The organism is Geobacter sp. AOG2 (assembly GCF_019972295.1).
GTDB lineage: Bacteria > Desulfobacterota > Desulfuromonadia > Geobacterales > Pseudopelobacteraceae > Oryzomonas.
Genome location: NZ_BLJA01000001.1, coordinates 1,131,128 through 1,150,593, shown reverse-complemented (window position 1 = coordinate 1,150,593; position 19,466 = coordinate 1,131,128). Strand labels below are relative to the sequence as shown.

General features: G+C 55.7%; 13 protein-coding genes. 5 read left to right on the top strand and 8 right to left on the bottom strand.

The window, feature by feature from the left end; genetic code table 11:
- Window positions 1-93: 93 nt before the first annotated feature.
- The 4 genes from LDN12_RS05305 to LDN12_RS05290 all read left to right on the top strand — a co-directional run bounded on the left by LDN12_RS05305 (window position 94) and on the right by LDN12_RS05290 (window position 5,549).
- The gene (locus LDN12_RS05305; protein WP_223924033.1) at window positions 94-1,011 is read left to right on the top strand and encodes a MoxR family ATPase; all 918 of its coding nucleotides are present in this window, start codon (window positions 94-96) and stop codon (window positions 1,009-1,011) included.
- A 44-nt stretch (window positions 1,012-1,055) separates the two neighbouring features.
- Window positions 1,056-1,874: a DUF58 domain-containing protein gene (locus LDN12_RS05300; RefSeq protein ID WP_223921639.1), complete on the top strand. Its 819-nt coding sequence runs from the start codon at window positions 1,056-1,058 to the stop codon at window positions 1,872-1,874.
- Complete coding sequence (locus tag LDN12_RS05295) at window positions 1,861-3,783, top strand: DUF3488 and transglutaminase-like domain-containing protein (RefSeq protein WP_223921638.1); 1,923 nt, start codon at window positions 1,861-1,863, stop codon at window positions 3,781-3,783. Before LDN12_RS05300 ends, LDN12_RS05295 begins: the two co-directional genes overlap by 14 nt.
- Window positions 3,784-4,019: 236 nt before the next feature.
- Entirely contained in the window at window positions 4,020-5,549 is a 1,530-nt protein-coding gene (locus LDN12_RS05290) for a Ppx/GppA phosphatase family protein (RefSeq protein WP_223921637.1), read from the top strand.
- A 60-nt stretch (window positions 5,550-5,609) separates the two neighbouring features.
- Here the strand turns inward: LDN12_RS05290 and LDN12_RS05285 are convergent, their stop codons facing one another.
- The 8 genes from LDN12_RS05285 to LDN12_RS05250 form a co-directional block, all read right to left on the bottom strand.
- On the bottom strand, window positions 5,610-7,760 hold the full coding sequence (locus LDN12_RS05285; protein ID WP_223921636.1) for a GGDEF domain-containing response regulator: 2,151 nt from the start codon (window positions 7,758-7,760) through the stop codon (window positions 5,610-5,612).
- A gap of 21 nt (window positions 7,761-7,781) precedes the next feature.
- Window positions 7,782-9,152, bottom strand: a complete 1,371-nt coding sequence (locus tag LDN12_RS05280) for a sensor histidine kinase (RefSeq protein ID WP_223921635.1) — start codon at window positions 9,150-9,152, stop codon at window positions 7,782-7,784.
- A gap of 615 nt (window positions 9,153-9,767) precedes the next feature.
- Window positions 9,768-10,277 carry a chemotaxis protein CheW gene (locus LDN12_RS05275; RefSeq protein ID WP_223921634.1) on the bottom strand — a complete coding sequence of 170 codons (510 nt, stop codon included), beginning with the start codon at window positions 10,275-10,277 and terminating at the stop codon, window positions 9,768-9,770.
- A 51-nt stretch (window positions 10,278-10,328) separates the two neighbouring features.
- Window positions 10,329-10,673 carry a hypothetical protein gene (locus tag LDN12_RS05270; RefSeq protein ID WP_223921633.1) on the bottom strand — a complete coding sequence of 115 codons (345 nt, stop codon included), beginning with the start codon at window positions 10,671-10,673 and terminating at the stop codon, window positions 10,329-10,331.
- Window positions 10,674-10,691: 18 nt separating this feature from the next.
- A complete protein-coding gene (locus LDN12_RS05265; RefSeq protein ID WP_223921632.1) occupies window positions 10,692-12,332 on the bottom strand; it encodes a methyl-accepting chemotaxis protein in 1,641 nt (546 codons plus the stop codon).
- Window positions 12,333-12,391: 59 nt separating this feature from the next.
- Window positions 12,392-14,035 carry a methyl-accepting chemotaxis protein gene (locus LDN12_RS05260; protein ID WP_223921631.1) on the bottom strand — a complete coding sequence of 548 codons (1,644 nt, stop codon included), beginning with the start codon at window positions 14,033-14,035 and terminating at the stop codon, window positions 12,392-12,394.
- Between the two features lie 262 nt (window positions 14,036-14,297).
- Window positions 14,298-15,707 carry a sigma-54 dependent transcriptional regulator gene (locus LDN12_RS05255; RefSeq protein WP_223921630.1) on the bottom strand — a complete coding sequence of 470 codons (1,410 nt, stop codon included), beginning with the start codon at window positions 15,705-15,707 and terminating at the stop codon, window positions 14,298-14,300.
- Window positions 15,704-17,320, bottom strand: a complete 1,617-nt coding sequence (locus LDN12_RS05250; protein ID WP_223921629.1) for a response regulator — start codon at window positions 17,318-17,320, stop codon at window positions 15,704-15,706. Before LDN12_RS05250 ends, LDN12_RS05255 begins: the two co-directional genes overlap by 4 nt.
- Window positions 17,321-17,487: 167 nt before the next feature.
- Between LDN12_RS05250 and LDN12_RS05245 the strand changes: the two genes are divergently transcribed.
- The gene (locus LDN12_RS05245; protein ID WP_223921628.1) at window positions 17,488-19,440 is read left to right on the top strand and encodes a cache domain-containing protein; all 1,953 of its coding nucleotides are present in this window, start codon (window positions 17,488-17,490) and stop codon (window positions 19,438-19,440) included.
- The last annotated feature ends 26 nt before the right edge of the window (window positions 19,441-19,466 follow it).

The following is a 19,466-nucleotide window of genomic DNA, read 5'->3' as shown; positions in this document are numbered from 1 at the left end:
ACAGGTTCTTTATCAACAGCAGCCACGACAAACACCGGATCGATTAATACGCGTTGAGGACCAAACGTGATATTTCCTCACAATAACCGCACCATGATATCCATACTCGACACCTTGAGCCGCGATTATCTCCACGGCAAGGAAGAGGTGCTGCGACTTTCCATGATTGCACTCCTGACCGGTGGACACATCCTGATTGAGGATTTACCCGGATTGGGCAAGACAACCATCGCCTTGGCTCTTGCCGGCATTACCGGCCTTTCCTTTGGCAGGGTGCAGTGCACCAGCGACCTGCTTCCTTCGGATATCACCGGACTGTCGGTGTTCAACCGCGACGAAGGACGTTTTACGTTTTTGCCGGGGCCGATCTTCAACAACATCGTCCTCCTTGATGAGATCAACCGGGCCATGCCGCGCACCCAGAGCGCCATGCTGGAGGCTATGGAAGAACGGCGGGTGACGGTGGAAGGAGTAACACACCACCTACCTGATCCCTTCATGGTCTTCGCCACCCAGAACCCTTCCGACCAGAGCGGCACGTTCCCTCTGCCGGAATCCCAGCTCGACCGTTTCCTGATCTGCACTGGCATTGGCTATCCACCGGAACACCTGGAAAAAGCGATTATTGCAAGCGGCGGCATCCGCGAGCGAATCGGCAACATGGCACCGGCGGCCTCGACTGCCGACATCCTGGAAGCACGCAGGAATGTCGAAACCGACATCTATCTCTCGGACAAAGTGGTCGGCTATATCTACGCTCTGGTGGCTGCCACACGTAGCCACGGCATGATTCAGACAGGTCTCTCCACCCGGGCCGCTATCAATCTCGCCCAGGCTGCACGCGCTGCCGCATTTCTGGAGGGGCGAGACTACGTGGCGCCGGATGACGTAAAGGGGATTGCAGTTGCCGTCTGTGCCCACCGGCTGGTCATGCGGGCCGACCAGGAAACCGCTGACAAAGGTGAATTATTACGGGCACTCATCGCCGACATAGCGCTTCCTTTGGCCTGAGAATCAGTAAGGCAGGGGCGCTCTATATCGCCACGACCCTCCTGTTGGGTTTCTCAGCCGTCAATACCGGGAACAACCTGCTGTTTCTGATGGTATCGGGCCTACTGGCGTTCATGTCGGTTACCGGTTATGTCGGCATGCGCAACATCAAAGGACTCACCCCCGAAGTACTTCCACCGGCCGAGTTGTTCGCCGGAACCGCCGCCACTTTTTGCCTGCGCCTTCACAACAACAAGCGACATGTTACCTCCTTCCTGATCCGACTGGAGTGCCCCGGCGGCCAGGGTGTCACCTTTCCTCTGATCGGTTGCGGTGCATCGGCTGAGGGGAAGGTTGCCCTCACGTTCGCCGATCGAGGCCACGCCGCCATTGACCGGATAACCGTAAGTTCCCCCTTCCCGGTGAATTTTTTCACCCGCTACTGGACATTTGCAGCAGACAACCGGTTTGTCGTCTTTCCCCATCTGCTGGCCGGAATGACGGTCGGGAACGATGGTGAAACGGAACGCCAGGGAAACAGTATCCGGCAGGGCCGGGGCCAGGACGGCGAACTGGAGCGGATTGCAGCCTACTCCGGCAGTGAGCCGTTACGGATGATTCACTGGAAACTCTCCGCCCGTAGTGAGGATTTGCAGGTCAAGGAGTTCGGCAGCCAAGCGGTACCGCCCCTGATTATCGACCTTGATGGGCTGCCGGGACGAGACCTTGAACAGCGTATATCCCGCGCGGCCTGGTTGGTGAGGCGCTGGGTGGGACTACGGCCGGTCGGCCTCAGGTGGGGCGGAAGGATCATCCCGGCCGGGACCGGACGGCGTCACGGCATGAAATTGCTGACGGAGCTTGCCCTCTATGGTCGCGATTAGCTCACTGATAGCCATACTCTCATACGTCATCGCCCTGTGCGGGATCGTGCCGCTCTTCCCCTGGTTAGCTACGGCGCCGCGGGCCGCCCTTGCGGCGGGCCTGCTGGCGGGTATCTGGCAGGATCGTCGGGGGGCATGGCCCGTGAAGAATTGGCAGTTCAACCTGGCCGTCGTACCGGCATTCCTCTACTATGCATTCCAGTTCAGCCGCAGTAATCCGGTCCAACCGGTGGTAAGCACGTTGGCCATCATGCTGGCGGTCAGGTTGTGCGGAGAAAAGAGTGTGCGCCACCATCTGCAGATTGCAGCCTTGTCCCTGTTCTGCCTTGCCTCCTCCTCCCTGTTCGACCTCAGCCCCATATTCCTCCTCTACCTGACCCTTTTGCTGTTATTGGTGGCGGTGTGTCTGGTTCTTTTGACCTTTCACTCCCTGGACAGCCGCATGGTCCTGCACCGTGCCCATTTGCGCAAGGTGCTGACGGTGGGGCTCGTAATGCCTCTGGCCTCCCTGCCGCTTCTGGTTGTCTTCTTTCCGATCCTGCCCCGCACCCAGATTCCCTTGTGGAATATCCTGGCGGCACCGGCAGTTCGCCCCTCAGGCTTCAGCGACAAGGTGGAGCCCGGTACCAGTACCTCTGTCGGAGAATCGCGAACCATCGCCTTCCGTGCCGAGATGCCACGCCAGCCGCAGCAGTACCTCTATTGGCGCGGCACGGTCTTCAACCGCATGGACGGACAGCGATGGGTGCGCGACACCGCCATCCCGCCGGAACAGCTTTTGTACAAGGAGGTACGGATACCCCAGACTATCTACCCGGAGCCGGGACCGTCCCGGGTCCTCTTCAGCCTTGACGCGCCTGCCGCTATCGCCTTGCCCAAGGCGCGGGGAGCCTCGGACGGCACTTTCGAGTATCCGGTGCCGATCACCCGGCGCTTGGGTTACCGGGCTGATTCTGTTACCTCGGGCATCCTGCCAACGGCCAAAGGGATAAACCGGGCCTTCTATCTGAGACTGCCCGCCGATATCCCGCAACGGGTACGGCAACTCGCGGACGACATAAGGCGGCAAGGGACCAGTGATGCCCGCAGGCTGGAGTTATTGGAACAGTATTTTCGCAACGGGAACTACCGTTACAGCATGCGCGGCCTGCCTACCGGCAAACACGCCCTGGAGCAGTTCCTGTTTGAAAAAAAACAGGGGCACTGCGAGTTTTTCGCCTCCGCATTTGCCCTGCTCCTGCGCGCCGCCAATGTTCCGGCAAGGTTGGTAGGCGGATACCTGGGGGGGGGATACAATGAACTGGGAGGCTATTACCTGGTCAGCGACGACCTGGCTCATGTCTGGGTCGAGGCATATATCGACGGTCGCGGCTGGCTGCGGGTGGACCCCAGCAGCTTTGCCCGTAACGCCGGCGAGGTATGGGGAGGTGAGAAATGGACCAGCCCGACGATGAAACTGCGCCTGTTCCTCGACTCACTCGATTACACCTGGAACCGCACTATCGTCACCTACGACTTCGAGCAACAGGTCGAAATTGCCCGTAGTGCCGGCAAAAGTCTGCAAAAATTCGAGGCAGGAAAGGCTGCCAGGGCCGCCCTGCCCTATCTCCTGCTGCCAGTAGTACTGATGGTGGCACTGATCATTATCGCTCGTCGCCCATGGCTGTACGGATCACAGAACGAGCGACTGCTACGGCGTTTCTACCGTTTGATTGAACGAGACTGCGGAATATCGGCACAGCCGGGCAGACAGGGACTCTTTGAGATTGCGAGACAGGCTAGGAACACTACGGTGCGGGAATTTGCGGGCATCTACGCTGGAGCTGTGTACCGGGATCGAAAACTGACAAGCCCTGAACTCGCGCGCCTGCGACGCATCCTGAAAAACGGATTTGTTACAAAAGCATAACAGCGCGTCGTAACACTTGCATTAATCAGCCCAATGCATACAATAATTTGTTTCTTTCGGTCGAAGCGGGATTTGCCAACCCATCGAAACGGGCTAGTATCATTTAAGAAGACCAAAGACACCGTATCATGCGGGTCTATTCGTGGCGGGGCCTGACGACGAACCATCTCAGGCCCTTACACTGCTACTCGACAAGTACTCAATCCGTTATCAATTTTCGATGTAAGAGGCCTGCGATGAAAAAAACACGACTTGCCGCTATCGATATAGGAACAAACTCCATTCGCTGTATTGTGGTCGAAGCGGACCAGCAAGGACGCTTCATGGTGTTGGACGATGAGAAGGCCACTGTACGGCTCGGTGAACAACTCAGCAAGACCGGAGCCATATCTCCTGCGGCTTTCACACGGGCAGTTGAGGCCATCAGTCGTATCCGCAAACTGATTGACGGTCTGAAAGTGACCGATGTCGAGGCGGTAGCCACCAGCGCCGTCAGAAGTGCAACCAACGGCCCCGAATTGGTGGAGGTCCTGAGCCGCGAGCTAAGCCGGGAGATCCGGGTCATTTCCGGCGAAGAGGAGGCAGAACTGGCCGCCATATCCGCTCTGCACAACTTCGAGATGAACGGCAAGCGCTATGCCATGATCGACATTGGCGGCGGCAGCGTTGAGATCGTCACGGCCTTGGGAAACCATGTTGAAGAGTGCTATTCCCTTGACCTGGGCGCCGTGGTGCTGACTGAACGATTTTTCCCCACCGACCCGATCAGGCCCGGCGATTTCCAAAAATTTCAGCGTTATGTGCGGGCAGAGCTCAAGAAGGCCTTTTCCGGGCAGAAAATCTCCGTCCAGACATTCATCGGCTCCGGCGGCACCATCACCTCCCTGGGCTACATGGTTATGAACATGCGGCGGCAGGAGTACTCGTCGGTCCACGGCTACGAGACCATGCGCTCCGAACTGGTGCACCTGCTGGCGATGCTGATGCGGCGGGATATCAAGGGAAGACGCGCGGTACCTGGTCTGAATCCTGATCGGTCCGACATCATCGTGGCCGGCTTGGGAGTTGTCGACGAACTCATGCGCTTTTTTGGCGCCAATACACTGTTGGTTAACGAGCGAGGCATCCGCGAGGGGCTGATTATCAGATGCATGAAACGCCTCGGACTCATGCCGGTGGAAGAGGGGCAGCGCAATTGGCGCCAGTCGGTTCTGGAGTTCGCCCGTTCCTGTCACTGTGACGAATCCCACTCCCGACATGTGGCCGGTATGGCTCTGGCCATCTTTGACTCCCTGGCCAAAGAATTCCGCCTGAAGAAAGTGGAGCGAAAAATGCTCGAAGCGGCGGCCTACCTGCACGACATAGGCTACTTCATCAGTTACAGTAGCCATCACAAACATTCCTACCACCTGATCCGCCATGCGGATCTGTTCGGGTTTGCCCCTCAGGAGCGTGAGATGATCGCCCATATCGCCCGCTACCACCGCAAGTCGCTCCCCAAAAAAAAACATGTTGAATTCCTGCGCATGCCGGAAAAAGACCAGCAGACCGTCTGCCGGCTAGGGGGAATCCTGCGTCTCGCCGATGGCCTTGACCGACGCAGGAGTTGCCTGGTGGAGGTGGTGGAACTCGTCCACAGCGGGAATGACTACAGGATGAAACTCTTGGGGACCGAGGACATCTCGGTTGAGATATTCGGCGGTAACGCAAAAAAAGACTTATTTGAGAAAGCCTTCGAAGGGAACATCATCTTTGTAACCAGCTAACGTTGCGGACTATCGGCCTCCAACATTAATAAATTTGTCCCCATCCCGACCCCCACCAACTTACGTTGGAATAGGAAACAGCCGCACCAGTTTTTCAAAATCATCCGGTGGAAGCGGCCTGCTGAAATAGTGCCCCTGCATCTCCTCGCACCGCTGCTGTGCGAGGAACACGTATTGTTCCTCCGATTCAACCCCTTCGGCAACAAGCTTTTTGCCCAGACTGTGCCCCATGGTTATGATTGCGGAAACAACCATCGCTTCGCCCGGATCGACGGTAATGCTGTTGACCAGGGATTTATCGATCTGCAGTTCATCAATGGGGAGCCTATTCAGGTAACTGAGCGATGAATAGCCCGTGCCAAAATTGTCGATGGAGATCTTGACGCCGATCTCCCTTAATTCTCCAAGCTTGCGCACGCTTTCGGTGATGTTGTCCATGATGATCTTTTCCGGCAGTTCGATTTCCAGATAATGCGGATCGAGCCGAGTGCTTGCGAGGGCCTGGGATACCTTTTCCGTGAAGTCCTCCTGATGGAACTGTCGCGCCGACGTGTTCACCGCCACGCGGAGCGGTTCCATCCCCCTCTCCTGCCACGCCTTATTCTGGCGACACACCATATCCAGCAGCCACTCACCCGCCGGGATGATCAGACCGCTCTCCTCAAGCATGGGAAAGAACTCCGCGGGAAAGGCCAGGGGAGCTCCTCGGGGTTGCCAGCGCATCAAAGCCTCCATCCCGGTAATCTTCCCGGTGGTGGCGTCGATGCGCGGTTGGTAATGGGGCAGGAACTCTTCCCGTTCCAATGCAGACCGCAGCCGTTTTTTCATGATGGCGCGTTCGTCACTCTTGAGAGCCATTGATTCGGTGAAGAACTGAAACGAATTCTTCCCTTCCCTTTTGGCCTGATACATGGCTATATCGGCCGTCTTCAGCAAGCCTTCGACCGTGGTACTCTGAAGCGGATAGATGGAAATCCCGATGCTGGTCGTAACGTAGGTTGGTTGGTCAAGGATATAGAAGGGGCGCTGAAACAGCTCCAGCACCTTTTCGGCAAATTTGACGATGTCGTGGATATCCGGCATCTCGTTGACAACGATGACGAATTCGTCACCCCCAAACCTGGCGACCGTGTCGTACTGCCGCATGCACTGCTGGAGACGTTTGGCCACATCCTTCAGGAGAATATCCCCGACAACGTGACCGAGCGTATCGTTAATCGCCTTAAAGTTGTCAAGATCGAGGATCATCAGGGCCAGCAGGTTGTTATGCCGATCTTCGTAAGCCAGGGCTTGTTTCAGACGGTCAAAGAGCAACTCCCGGTTGGGAAGACCGGTAAGAGAGTCGTGATTCGCCTGATGCTGGAGTTGCTTTTCCGAATTTCTGCGTTCGGCGACCTCCTGCTTGAGGAGAGTATTGACCTTGATCAATTCTGCATTGAGGGCACGAATCTCTTCTTCGGCCCTCTTGATCTCAGTTATGTCGATCATCGACACGACACACCGCTCCGTGCCGGGCACTTTTTTAATCTTGGTGCAAACATAGCTGGTACGTTGGTTGCTGCCGATAAACAAGGAAACATTATCCAGTGAAACCGCTCCGCCTGCAGCTCCTCTCAGGCATTGCTGTATCTCTTTGGCAGCGAATTGCTCCATCACAAAGAAGTCAGACCATTCCTTCCGACATTCGACTTCCTCCTTCGAGTACCCGGACAACTGCGCGAATTCTTCGTTGACCATGGCAATAGTGCCGTTTTCGTCAACGATCATCATTGCGCTGCCGCTTACCTCGAAGATCGTGCGGTAGTGTTCTCCGCTCTCCTTCAATTTTTTTTCGATCGCATGTTTGGCAAGCGCTATTTCTATGGTCTGGCGAAGGCGCAGGGAGTCAAACGGCTTCATGAGGAAAGCAAAGGGACCAGTCAGGAGCGAGCGTTGAAACGTATCGTCGTCAGCAAGAAAGGAGAGATAGATCACCGGTATATCGAAACGGGCTCGGAGCCTCCCGGCGGCCGTAATACCGTCGTCGCCCCGCCCGAGAGAAATATCCATCAGAATGAGCTCCGGCTGTTCCTCCTCCGTCGCCTCAAGGACACGCTCCCCCGAATAGACCACAGCGGGCACGTCATATCCCATCCCGATCAAGGTCTGCTTGAGGTCTTCAGCGACAACGGCTTCATCCTCAACGACCAGAATTTTAACCTTACCGGACATTCTCGTCATTCCCCCCGGGGCCTATCCTCTGAATGATACTTTGCAAACGGTCCCTGAGGTGCCAACGAATTCGGCAACCCCCTGAAGCTGCTTTGTCAACGTGTTGATCAGGCTCAGGCCGAGCGTACCCGGCATCTCCATATTGAGTCCCTTGGGAAGGCCGATACCGTTGTCACCCACCACAAGTGTGTACAAACCCGACTCGTCGCGCTCAAAATCGATGATGATCGTCCCTTTCCGGACATCCGGGAAACCGTGTTTCAGGCTATTGGAAACCAGTTCATGGATAATAAGGCCGCACGGCACTGCTATGTCCAGGCTGACCATTATCCGGCCGATACGCATTTCCACCTGAAGTGAACTCTGGTCGGGACTGTAAGCGCTTATGATGCTTCCCACCAAGCCTCGCGCATACTCATTGAAATCGATCCGTGCCTGGCTGCTGGAGTTGCACAGCATTTCATGAATAAGCACCATGGCCCTGACTCTTTCCTGGCTCTCCTTGAAAAAGTCCTGAGTTTCGGGGTTGCTTACGTACCTTGACTGTAGGCTGAGCAGACTCATGATGACCTGCATATTATTCTTTGCCCGATGGTGGACCTCCCGCAGCATGACATCCTTTTCATGAAGCGACGACTCGAGATCGGCCTCGGTATGCTTGCTTGCGGTTACATCCATGGCCATGGTGATGAACAGACGGCGCTCATCGGGAAGCACACCTGCGGGGGCCGAACTAAAATTCCACACAAGCTTCTCACCGCTGTTGGTAGTTACCGGAAGTTCCTCATACGTACAGGGAGCCTTGGTTTTATACAGAAACCCAAACTTATCGCACATCGAAACAGACTCGGCGCCGAAGGCCTTCTTCACCCAGGCATCGATCGTGGGGATATCCTTGAAGGAATAACCGGTTCGTCTCGACCATTCGCTGTTGATCATCACAACTACGCCGTCCTCAGTATGAATCATGATGGGGAACGGCGCGGAAAAGACCGCCTGACGGAACCTGCCGCCCGTTTCCAGGAGGTCCTTTTCCACGTGCCGGTACATGGTGACATCGCGGATAAAAGCGCAAAAAACCTCCTTACCCTCGAAGTGAAGCAGGCTCAGCCTTAACTCCACGTCAATCAGACTACCGTCCGACCGCCGGCATTTCAGTTCGCCGATATACTGTTCATTCCTGGAAAGGACATGCTTATAAAGCATCTCGATCCCTACCGGAGAAAGGTCGATAAAATCATTGAGGGTCAGGGAGAACAACAGCTCTTCTGGATAGCCAACCAACTCCTCAAAGGCCTTATTGGCCTCCAGCAGGTATCTGCTGGAGCCGTCGATCAGGACGATCCCGTCCGACGCCTGCTCGAAAACAGTCTGAAAAAAGCTTTCGTTCATAATGTTCCTAAACCCTCTTGAGTGGCAACCGTATCCGTCAATGACCCGGTGCCAGCGAAGTTCCCATAGTGGATCAGATTCCGTCTTATTGCGGCTTCAAACGGCCAAACACCGGAGAGCGGGGGCACGCGGTGTTTAGGGCACAACTCCAGATTTGTCTCAAAGAACACCCGCAACATGCCGGTGTGCCTCTTTGGTCCCCGGTGCTCTACCTGCCCGTCCACAAACAACTGGCTTCAGCATCAAAAACATTTGCAAGAATTGGTCCTTAATGAAAACGAAAAACCTGAAAGAACGGCAAAGAGCGTTTACAAAAAAACCCCGAATACACAGCACATTACCGCCATGAATTCGAGGCCTCTGTTTCTCTTGGAAAAAACAGTGATAAATTTTTTATGAATGAGTTTCTAGCAAATTTTTAAACCTGCATCAAGCGAAATTGGAGGGTACCAGGCTCTGATCCGACCCCTGATGAAGATTTCCTTTTTATCAAAATCTTTGTAAAGTTATCAATAAGCCCTGTCGGTTTTTTTTACACAACTAATGTAAACCAGATTTTACTTACCACCTCGGCATAGGAAGACCGGGAGATTCCGGTGTCCGGAGAAAAGATTTTTACTGAATCCCACTGAGGCTTTCACGCTCATCCCGCGAGAACATCAGGTCCACATCCATTATTATCAGGAGACGATCTGCGTGATTGAATACGCCGGTAATAAAATCCTGGTCAATACTTCCCGACACCATGGAGGGCGGCGGCTGAATCTCGTCGTTATGGATACGGATCACCTCGGATACGCCATCCACGATGAATCCGGTCAGGCCGCCGGCCACATCCATTACCATGATGCGGGTGTGGCCGTCATGGTCACTCTCCGGCAGATCGAACCTCCGACGCATCGAAATGATCGGGATCACCTTGCCGCGCAGGTTGATGATACCCTCAACATAATCCGGCGTATTAGGCATCTTGGTGATGGAAGGCATGCGGATGATCTCGCGGACCTTCAATACCTCAACACCATATTCTTCATTGCTGAGCAGAAAACTCACCAGTTGGATCAGTTCACCGCTTCGGCCGCCCCCTCCATTTTCTTGAACCTTGACAAGCGCCGTACTACTCATCAGATGCCCCCTTTGTACCGTGGATGGTTAACTCATATATCTGCCATACCATTACGTGCAATCTTCATCAACAGGTGATGAGAACTGCCAATCAATACCCTGCAAATACTCCGCATCCGCGTGCCTGATCACCGGATTGAAACCCCGGTGGTCCAGGTGCCCCAACCACATCACCAGCATCCGCCGTCCGCTTTCATCCAGGGCAGTGATTCCGTGCAGGTCGATCTCAGTGATTATCCTGGTATCAGGAGAGGTCTCGCTAAAACGTAAAGCCTGCTCCGAGATCAGATGGGACTGTCGGGCAATCCAGGGGATCCGGTCTGCCACCGCATTAACGGTCCAATCGCCTTCCAGCGAAACACGACAAACCTGACATTCGCTCAACGTAGTCTGCATCAGAATCGCCAGTTGCTGTTACAGCTTGAACTGGTTCACAAGCCTTTGCAGTTCCTCGGCCTGTTGGGAAACGTCGTTGGCCGCCACTGCGGTCTCCTGGATCGCCGTGTTGTTCTGATGTGCCAGTTCATTCAGGTTCAGTACGTTACTGCTGATCTCACGCGTCGTGGCCGTCTGCTCCTCGGCTGCCGTGGCAATCTGGCTGATCTGTTCGGTCACGTCGTTGATGATGTCCAGGATCTCCTGCAATGATCGGCCAGAGGCGGATGCATGGGTACTCCCCTGCTCAACCTGGGCAACGCTCTGCTCCATCGTCTGGACCGCCTCTCTGGTCTCCTTCTGGATTGCCTTGATCATCTCGCCGATCTCCTTGGTGGCCCGCGTCGTGCGTTCCGCAAGAGCCCGAACCTCGTCGGCCACAACGGCAAAACCGCGCCCCTGTTCTCCGGCACGCGCCGCCTCGATGGCAGCATTCAGGGCCAGCAGGTTGGTCTGGTCGGCAATATCCTCGATGGTCCCGACGATGGTACCGATCTGATCGGAGCGGTTACCCAACGTCTCGACCGTATCGGAGGCATTCTTGACCCGCTCGGCAATGGCCTGCATGACCTGGATCGACTGATTTACGACCGCGGCACCCTCGGCAGCCTTGCCCGAGGCTCCACCCGCATTGGTGGCTGCGTGGTGGCAGTTGCCGGCAATGTCCGAGGATGTGGCCGACATTTCTTCCCCGGCGGTTGCCAGGGACGTGGATTGGGACGAAAGGTTTGCAACGCTTTGCGACATTTCCTTGGAGGTGGATTGCAGTTCGCTGGCCGACGAAGCCAGTTGCAGGGCACTGCCCGATACCTGGGAGATGATCCCGTGCAGTTTGTCCACAAAGGTATTGAACCATTCGCTCAGTTCGCCGATCTCGTTATTGCCGTGGATCGGCAGGCGCTTGGTCAGGTCGCCTTCGCCCTGGGCGATGTCCCTGATGGTTTCCACCACCTCCTTGACCGGCCGGGTGATGGTGCGGGAAACCACCAGGGCCAGCAAGACGCTGAGCACCAGGACAGCAACGAGTCCCCCGGCAATGGCAACCTGGACGGTCCTCATGTCCTGGTCCACGCCATCGATATAGATACCGGTCCCAACAACCCAGCCCCACGGCTTGAAAAGCTTGGTGTAGCTAAGTTTCGGCAGCGGTTTGCTTTCCTTTGGCTTTATCTGACGGTAGGCGACAAACCCGCCACCTTTATCATTCGATGCCGCCCGGGTGAATTCCTGGTAAATCAGTTTTCCGTCGGCGTCCTTGAAGGAACTCATGTCCTTGCCTTCGTTTTCGGGGCGCAGGGGATGTGCCACAAGACGATTATCCAGATCGCTGATAAAGAAGTATTCCTTGCCGTCGTAGCGTAGTTGTTTAATATCTGCGGCGGCCCGTTTCTGGGCATCCTCCTTGGTAAGTATCCCCGATTCGGCCTGCTTCTGGTAGGTAGTCAGAATGGTTGACGCCTCCTCAACCAGAAAGCGGACCATGTCCTTTTTCTCATTCATGATCAGTCCCCGGATATAGGGCACCAGCACGAATGTGGTCGCCAGCACCAGGACAAGCCAGGACAAGAGCGACAGACTTATGATCTTGGAGAAGATCCCCCAATGTTTATAGCTTTTCATCATGTTCTCCCTTCCACGCACGAGTGCTGAAATTCATGAAGCACTAAAATGAATTTTAGTTACAGCTTGAACTGGTTTACGAGTCGCTGCAACTCCTCTGCCTGTTGGGAAACGTCGTTGGCCGCCACCGCGGTTTCCTGGATCGCCGTGCTGTTCTGATGCGCCAGTTCATTCAGGTTCAGTACGTTGCTGCTGATCTCACGCGTCGTGGCCGTCTGCTCCTCGGCTGCCGTGGCAATCTGGCTGATCTGTTCGGTCACGTCGTTGATGATGTCCAGGATCTCCTGCAATGATCGGCCAGAGGCGGATGCATGGGTGCTCCCCTGCTCAACCTGGGCAACGCTCTGCTCCATCGTCTGGACCGCCTCTCTGGTCTCCTTCTGGATCGCCTTGATCATCTCGCCGATCTCCTTGGTGGCCCGCGTCGTGCGTTCCGCAAGAGCCCGGACCTCGTCGGCCACAACGGCAAAACCGCGCCCCTGTTCTCCGGCACGCGCCGCCTCGATGGCAGCATTCAGGGCCAGCAGGTTGGTCTGGTCGGCAATATCCTCGATGGTCCCGACGATGGTACCGATCTGATCGGAGCGGTTACCCAACGTCTCCACCGTATCGGAGGCATTCTTGACCCGCTCGGCAATGGCCTGCATGACCTGGATCGACTGATTTACGACCGCGGCACCCTCGGCAGCCTTGCCCGAGGCTCCACCCGCATTGGTGGCTGCGTGGTGGCAGTTGCCGGCAATGTCCGAGGATGTGGCCGACATTTCTTCCCCGGCGGTTGCCAGGGACGTGGATTGGGACGAAAGGTTTGCAACGCTTTGCGACATCTCCTTGGAGGTGGATTGCAGTTCGCTGGCCGACGAAGCCAGTTGCAGGGCACTACCCGATACCAGAGAGATGATCCCGTGCAGTTTGTCCACAAAAGTATTGAAGTAGAGGCTCAACTCGCCGATCTCGTTATTGCCGTGGATCGGCAGGCGCTTGGTCAGGTCGCCTTCACCCTGGGCGATATCCCGGATGGTTTCCACCACCTCCTTGACCGGACGGGTGATGGTGCGGGAAACCAGCCACGACAGGAAAATGCTGAGAACAAGGATCAGCAGGAGCCCGCTCCCGATACCTATCTGAATATGGTGCATATGGGTATTGACGTCGTCGATGTAGATACCAGTCCCAACAACCCATCCCCAAGGCTGGAAGAGTTCGACATAGGAGAGTTTGGGGACAGGCTTGGGATTCTCTCCCTTGGCCCAGGCATAGTCCACAAAACCCTTCCCCTTTTCGCGGCAGACCTTGGCCATCTCGACAAACAACAGCTTGCCGTTGGGATCCTTGTTGTCAGACAGATCCTTGCCGTTCAGCTCCGGTTTGAGAGGATGCATGACCATCCGAGGCGCCAGATCGTTGATCCAGAGATAGTTGGAGCCGTCGTAGCGTATACCGGCAATATTGTCAGAGGCCCTGCGTTGCGCCTCTTCCTTGGTCAAAGTACCGCTTTCCACCTGTTTCTGGTAGGTGGCCAGCATACTGGTTGCCTGCTGTACCAGATAACTTACCGAGGCTTTTTTTTCATCCATAATCAGTCCTCGGATATAAGGCACCAGCGCAAATGTCGTCGCCAGCACCAGGACAAGCCAGGACAAGAGCGCCAGACTCATGATTTTTGTGAAAATGCCCCAGTCCTTGTATCTCTTAAGCTTCATGTTCACTTCCTCCACGGGCTAGTTTTCGTCTCTTGTATACAAAGTTGGTTAGCAGGGCGCGTGCCAAAATGGTGACAGCAAATTAAACAAGAAATTACAGCATGTTGCACACAAATCACATTGCCACCCCCTGCGCCAAAAGTTGACGTTTGATTCGGCATGACCGGAGTTGAATGCCGTAGATAGGCGAGTGGCGTGCTGTGGACAAAAATTGCCGGTGCAAAAACTGTCGCAGGGGTGCTCGGCCTGTGCCGAAGGCTCGTCAGGAAGAAGCGCGGGAGAGGCGTTTGTTAAGGGCTTGGCGCGTAATTCCGAGGTATGAGGCGGCCAGGCGCTGGTTGCCCCCGGCCAGCCGCAATGCCTCGGCAATCAGGTATTCTTCGGTGTCTTTCAATGTTGGGAAGCGGTCCCCCCAAAAGCAAGCGGAGCAGTGTCCCTCGCTTGGAACACCATGTGATGAGCCGACGAGATTGCCGCCAATGACGGCCAGAAACGGCTCAAGAGAGAGGATACGGCCGGAATGGCGGGCCAGGGCGTCGCGCACCAGTGATTCGAGTTCGCGGATATTTCCTGGAAATCGGTATGCAGCCAGATAGTGGCTAAGCTCAGCCGGGACAATGGGACGGGGCTTATTGAGCGCCTGGGCGGCCTTATCGAGAAAATACTCCAGCAACAGGGGAATGTCCTCGGGCCGTTCCCTCAGGGGAGGTAGCGCTACTTGGTGGGCGCAGAGACGGTAATAGAGGTCTGGGCGGAAACGGCCTGAATCCCTGCCGGCTTTCAGGTCCGCATGGGTCGCTGCCACGATCCTGGCATCGCTGGTGCTGGAAACATCGGACCCCAGAGGCAGGTATTCGCCTTCTTGCAGCAGGCGCAAAAGTTTAACCTGGGACGAGAGCGACAACTCTCCGATTTCGTCCAGAAAAAGCGTTCCCCCTGCAGCTCGGCCGATCAAACCCTCTCGTGGCCGGTCGGCTCCGGTGAAAGCGCCCCGTTGATGGCCGAAAAGCGTGTCGCTGAACATGGTGTCGTCCAGCCCCGCCAGATTCACCGCCACAAACGGGCCGGTCAACCCGCTCAGGGTATGAATGGCACGAGCAACCAACTCCTTACCGGTGCCGGTTTCGCCGGTAATCAGCACCGGTTGCCGGGACGGGGCCACCGACTCAAGATAGAAGAAAATACTTCGCATACGCGAAGAAGCCGTGATGATGTCACGGAAGGCCTTCTCGTCCCTCAACGTCCCCGTAGACAATTGGTGACGCAATCGATCCAACTCGGCGCGGGTGCGCCCCAGATCGTAGCAGGTCCTGACCGTAGCAATCAGCCTTGCGCGGTCCACCGGTTTGACCAGGTAATTGTCCGCACCGGCCTGCATGCAGGCAACAGCAGTTTCCACGTCGTTGACAGCCGTCATCATAACAACCGGCAATCCAGGATGGATCGTCTTAACGTGCCGTAGCAGATCCAGCCCGGAGAGGTGAGGCATGGTCATATCCAACACCAGCACAGCGACAGGTTGCTCTTCAAGCGTGGCGGCCACCCGGCGGCTGTCCGATTGGGTAAGGACGTTGGCAAAGCCCTCCCGACGAAGGATCAGGCTGGTGCTGAAGAGGAGATCTTCTTCATCGTCGACCAGGAGTACGGCCGGTTCCTTGATGGCAGCGTTCATTGGCTGCCCCCCTGTTCTTGCGAAGCGCATGACGACAAATAGATGATGGCTCGCGTTCCCTTTCCCTCTTCGCTCTCAAAGTGGAGGGTAGCGCCCTGTTCTCTCAGGATGGAGTCGCTTATGGAGAGCCCCAGCCCGGTCCCGCCGGACTCATGTCTGGTCGAGAAAAATGGCTCCGTGAGACGTGCAAGAGTTTCGCGGGCCATACCCGTCCCCTCGTCGGCTACCGTAACGACAACACCACCTTTATGGCCATCCTTGGCCGTGCTGACCTTGATCCCTTTTTCACGCCCCGGCAGAGCCTGCAAGGAATTACTGATCAAATTAACCAGCACCTGTTCGATCTGCTGCGAAAAACCGCGTACCGGCGGGAGATCAGTGCCGAGATCGAGTTCGAACCGGTCGGTTACGCGCTTTATCTGATGATCCAACAGGGTAACGGCACTGGTGACCGCCCGGTTGATGTTGCACCCGGCGGCGCCCGCAGCCTCACTGGGACGCGCGTACTGTTTGAGTTGTCCCACTATGGCGTCGATCCGACGGGAACCGTCGGCAAGCCCCTTGAAGAGGCGATCCGTTGTGGCAGGTATCTCCCCAAAAGGGAGCCCCCCCAGGGTAAAACCGGGATGAGTTCGGGAATACTGCTCCAGCACCGGCAGGGAGTCGCACCATATCTCTGCCAGCAGATCGGTATTGAAGGCGATGAAGTTGTTGGGGTTGTTGATCTCGTGGGCGATCCCCGATGCCAGCATACCTATGGACGCAAGCTTGTGCGCCTGGATTAGGCGGGCCTGGGAGGTCTGCAACTGCTTTTCGAGCATGATTTTTTCGGTTGTGTTGCGCAACGAACAAAAGAGCACGCTTTCATTACCAAGGGATATGGACCAGGCCTTCAGGGACACAATCAGTTCAGCACCGTTTCGATCTTTGGCCTGGATATGCTCTCTCAGAAAGATCGATTCTCCGGCAAGATGAGCCAGACCGGACGTCAGATCCGTGCGTTCCGCCGCTTCGAAGAACAACGGAAATTTTCGTGACAGTAACTCCTGGCTGGAATATCCGAACAGTTTGGACGAGGCAGGGTTCGCATCGAGGACGATTAAGTCCGGGACCCGGCACAGGATAATGGCATCATCATGTTGAAAAAAAAATTGATAAAAACGCTGTTCGCTTTCCTTGAGTTGCCGTGTCCGCTCCCCTACAAGATGTTCAAGGCTCTGGCGATATTCCAGATTTTCCCGCACCAGGCGGGCGCGCTCAAGCACGCGTGCAATGGTGATACTGATCTCATCCAGGTTCGTGACCGGCTTGGTGATATACCCCCAGGCGCCGAGATGTATGGCTCGGATGGCTTCACCGACGTTTCCCACGCCGGACATGGCAATGATTGGGAGTTCGGGGAGTTCCCGCGTCAACTGGTCCACCAGCGCGAAACCATCCATGACCGGCATGCGGAGATCGGTGAAGACCAGCGACGGTCGATGCCGGAGACAGATTTCGAGCCCCTGGCTACCGTCGGAAGCCTGGAGCACGGCATAACCCTGGTCTTCGAGGCAGCTTGCAAGCGACTCGCGGACCATCGGTTCGTCATCAATAACGAGTATTGTTATCATGGGTTCAGTCATATCCATCTACGAGTGAGCCGGTTTTATTGGACAATAGTTTTTTAACGCAGAGCTATATCATAAGCAAATGATATCTTAAGCATGACTGCTTGATTTACCGATAGTATTCAAGTATATCATGAAAGCTGATTCTGTATACATCTAAGGGCGTGGTGATGGAATTTCTCAGCAAACTTAAACTGCGCTGGAAGTTGTTGGCGTTGGTACTGCCGCTGGTAATCGGCCCGATCTTTATCGTTGCCGGAGTTATCGGCTCTATTGCCAACCATCAGGCTTACCTGGGGATCACCCAGACCAGCAAGGATGACCTGCAACACATCACTGCCTTTACCATCGACCTGCTCAATTCCCATTACCAACAATTTCAGGTCTACAAGCAGGACAAGATTAAAAACTTCAACAGCGAGCTGGCTACCCTCACCAATCTTTCCTATAACCTGGTCGAATCCGAACACAAGCAGTACAAGCTGGGCCGGCTCGACTTGGCCGCCGCCAAGCGGGAAGCGCGCGACGCACTGAAAAAGGTCAACGTGGGCGAGACCGGCTACATCTATGCCATGACCAGCCATGGCGACCTGAAGGTGCACATCGCCCGCGAGGGCGAGAACGTCTACAACGAAAAGGATGAAAATGGGCGCTACTTCATCCGTGAGATGTGCGAAACCGCCAAACTGTCCAAACCGGGTGAGGTTCTGTTCATCATCTACCCTTGGCGCAACGCCATTCTGGGCGACAAATATCCCCGCAAGAAGGTCGTCGCCTACCGTTACTTCCGGGAATGGGACTGGATCATAGCCGCCGGCGGCTACCTGGATGAGACTTACGATGAAGCGGCCTTTGAACGTAAGTCCTTTGCCGAACTGAAGGAAAAGATCAAGGCCAAGAAGGTGGGGTCCACCGGCTACATCTTCTGCATGGATAGCAAGGGAACTTTCACTATCCATCCCGACTCGGAGGGTATGAACTTTTTCGACGCCCGCGACTCCAACGGTTTCCCCTTTATCCGCGAGATGTGTGAAAAAAAGAGCGGTTGGATCCGTTACCCCTGGAAGAATGTCAGCAACAGCGAACCGCGCATGAAGATCGTGCGTTATGCATATTTCAAGCCCTGGGACTGGATCGTGGCGGTCGGCTCCTACGAAGACGAGTTCTACCACGAGGCCAACAAGATCAAGGACCGCATCATGATCAGCATGGTTCTGCTCAGCCTGCTGGTGGGGTTATTTGCCGTAGCCCTGGTCTTCCGCGCCTCAACCATCATCACCAGCCCCATTACTCATATGATAGATGTCATTCGGCGCGTCAAGCGGGGTAACCTTGAGGAAAGGATGAAGGTTGAAGGGCAGGACGAACTAGCCGAACTGGCCGGCGCCTTCAACCGTATGACCGACATAATACGCCGCAACAAGGAGATGGAGGCCAGCCTTGCCCAGCACGGCAAGATGGCCTCCCTGGGCGTCCTTTCATCTGGGGTGGCCCACGAGATCAATAACCCCCTGGGCGTAATCCTTGGTTACGCCGGCTATCTCGAAGGTAAAATGACCGTGGACGATCCGAACTACAAATATATCCACGAGATCAAGCGCGAAAGCAAGCGCTGCAAGAAGATCGTTCAGGACCTGCTCTCATACGCCCGGACCCCCCGTCCGAGCCTGGAACCGGTTGACTTGAACGACCTCCTGGCGCAAATTGCGGATTTTGCCGCCAACCACACCGATATGCGCGGCGTGACCATCCGGACGGAATTTGCTCCCGATCTGCCCAAGGTCCACCTTGACGGCGACCAGATGCGCCAGGTGGCCATCAACCTGATCCTGAACGCAGGCGGTGCCATGCCGGACGGCGGCTCCCTCACGATCCGCTCCGAAGCGGTTGACCCCGAACATGTCCGCATGGTATTCAGCGACAGCGGCTGCGGCATTCCGGCCGAAAACCTGGAGAAGATCTTCGAGCCGTTCTATACCACCAAGGAACGCGGCACCGGTCTGGGACTGGCCATCACCCGCCAGATCATCGAACAGCACCATGGCGAAATCAGTATCGTAAGCGGTCCTGATACGGGCACCACGGTCACCGTAACTCTGCCCGTCGAGCGGGATGAACTGTAAATTTCTGAACGACTGAAACACCTGCC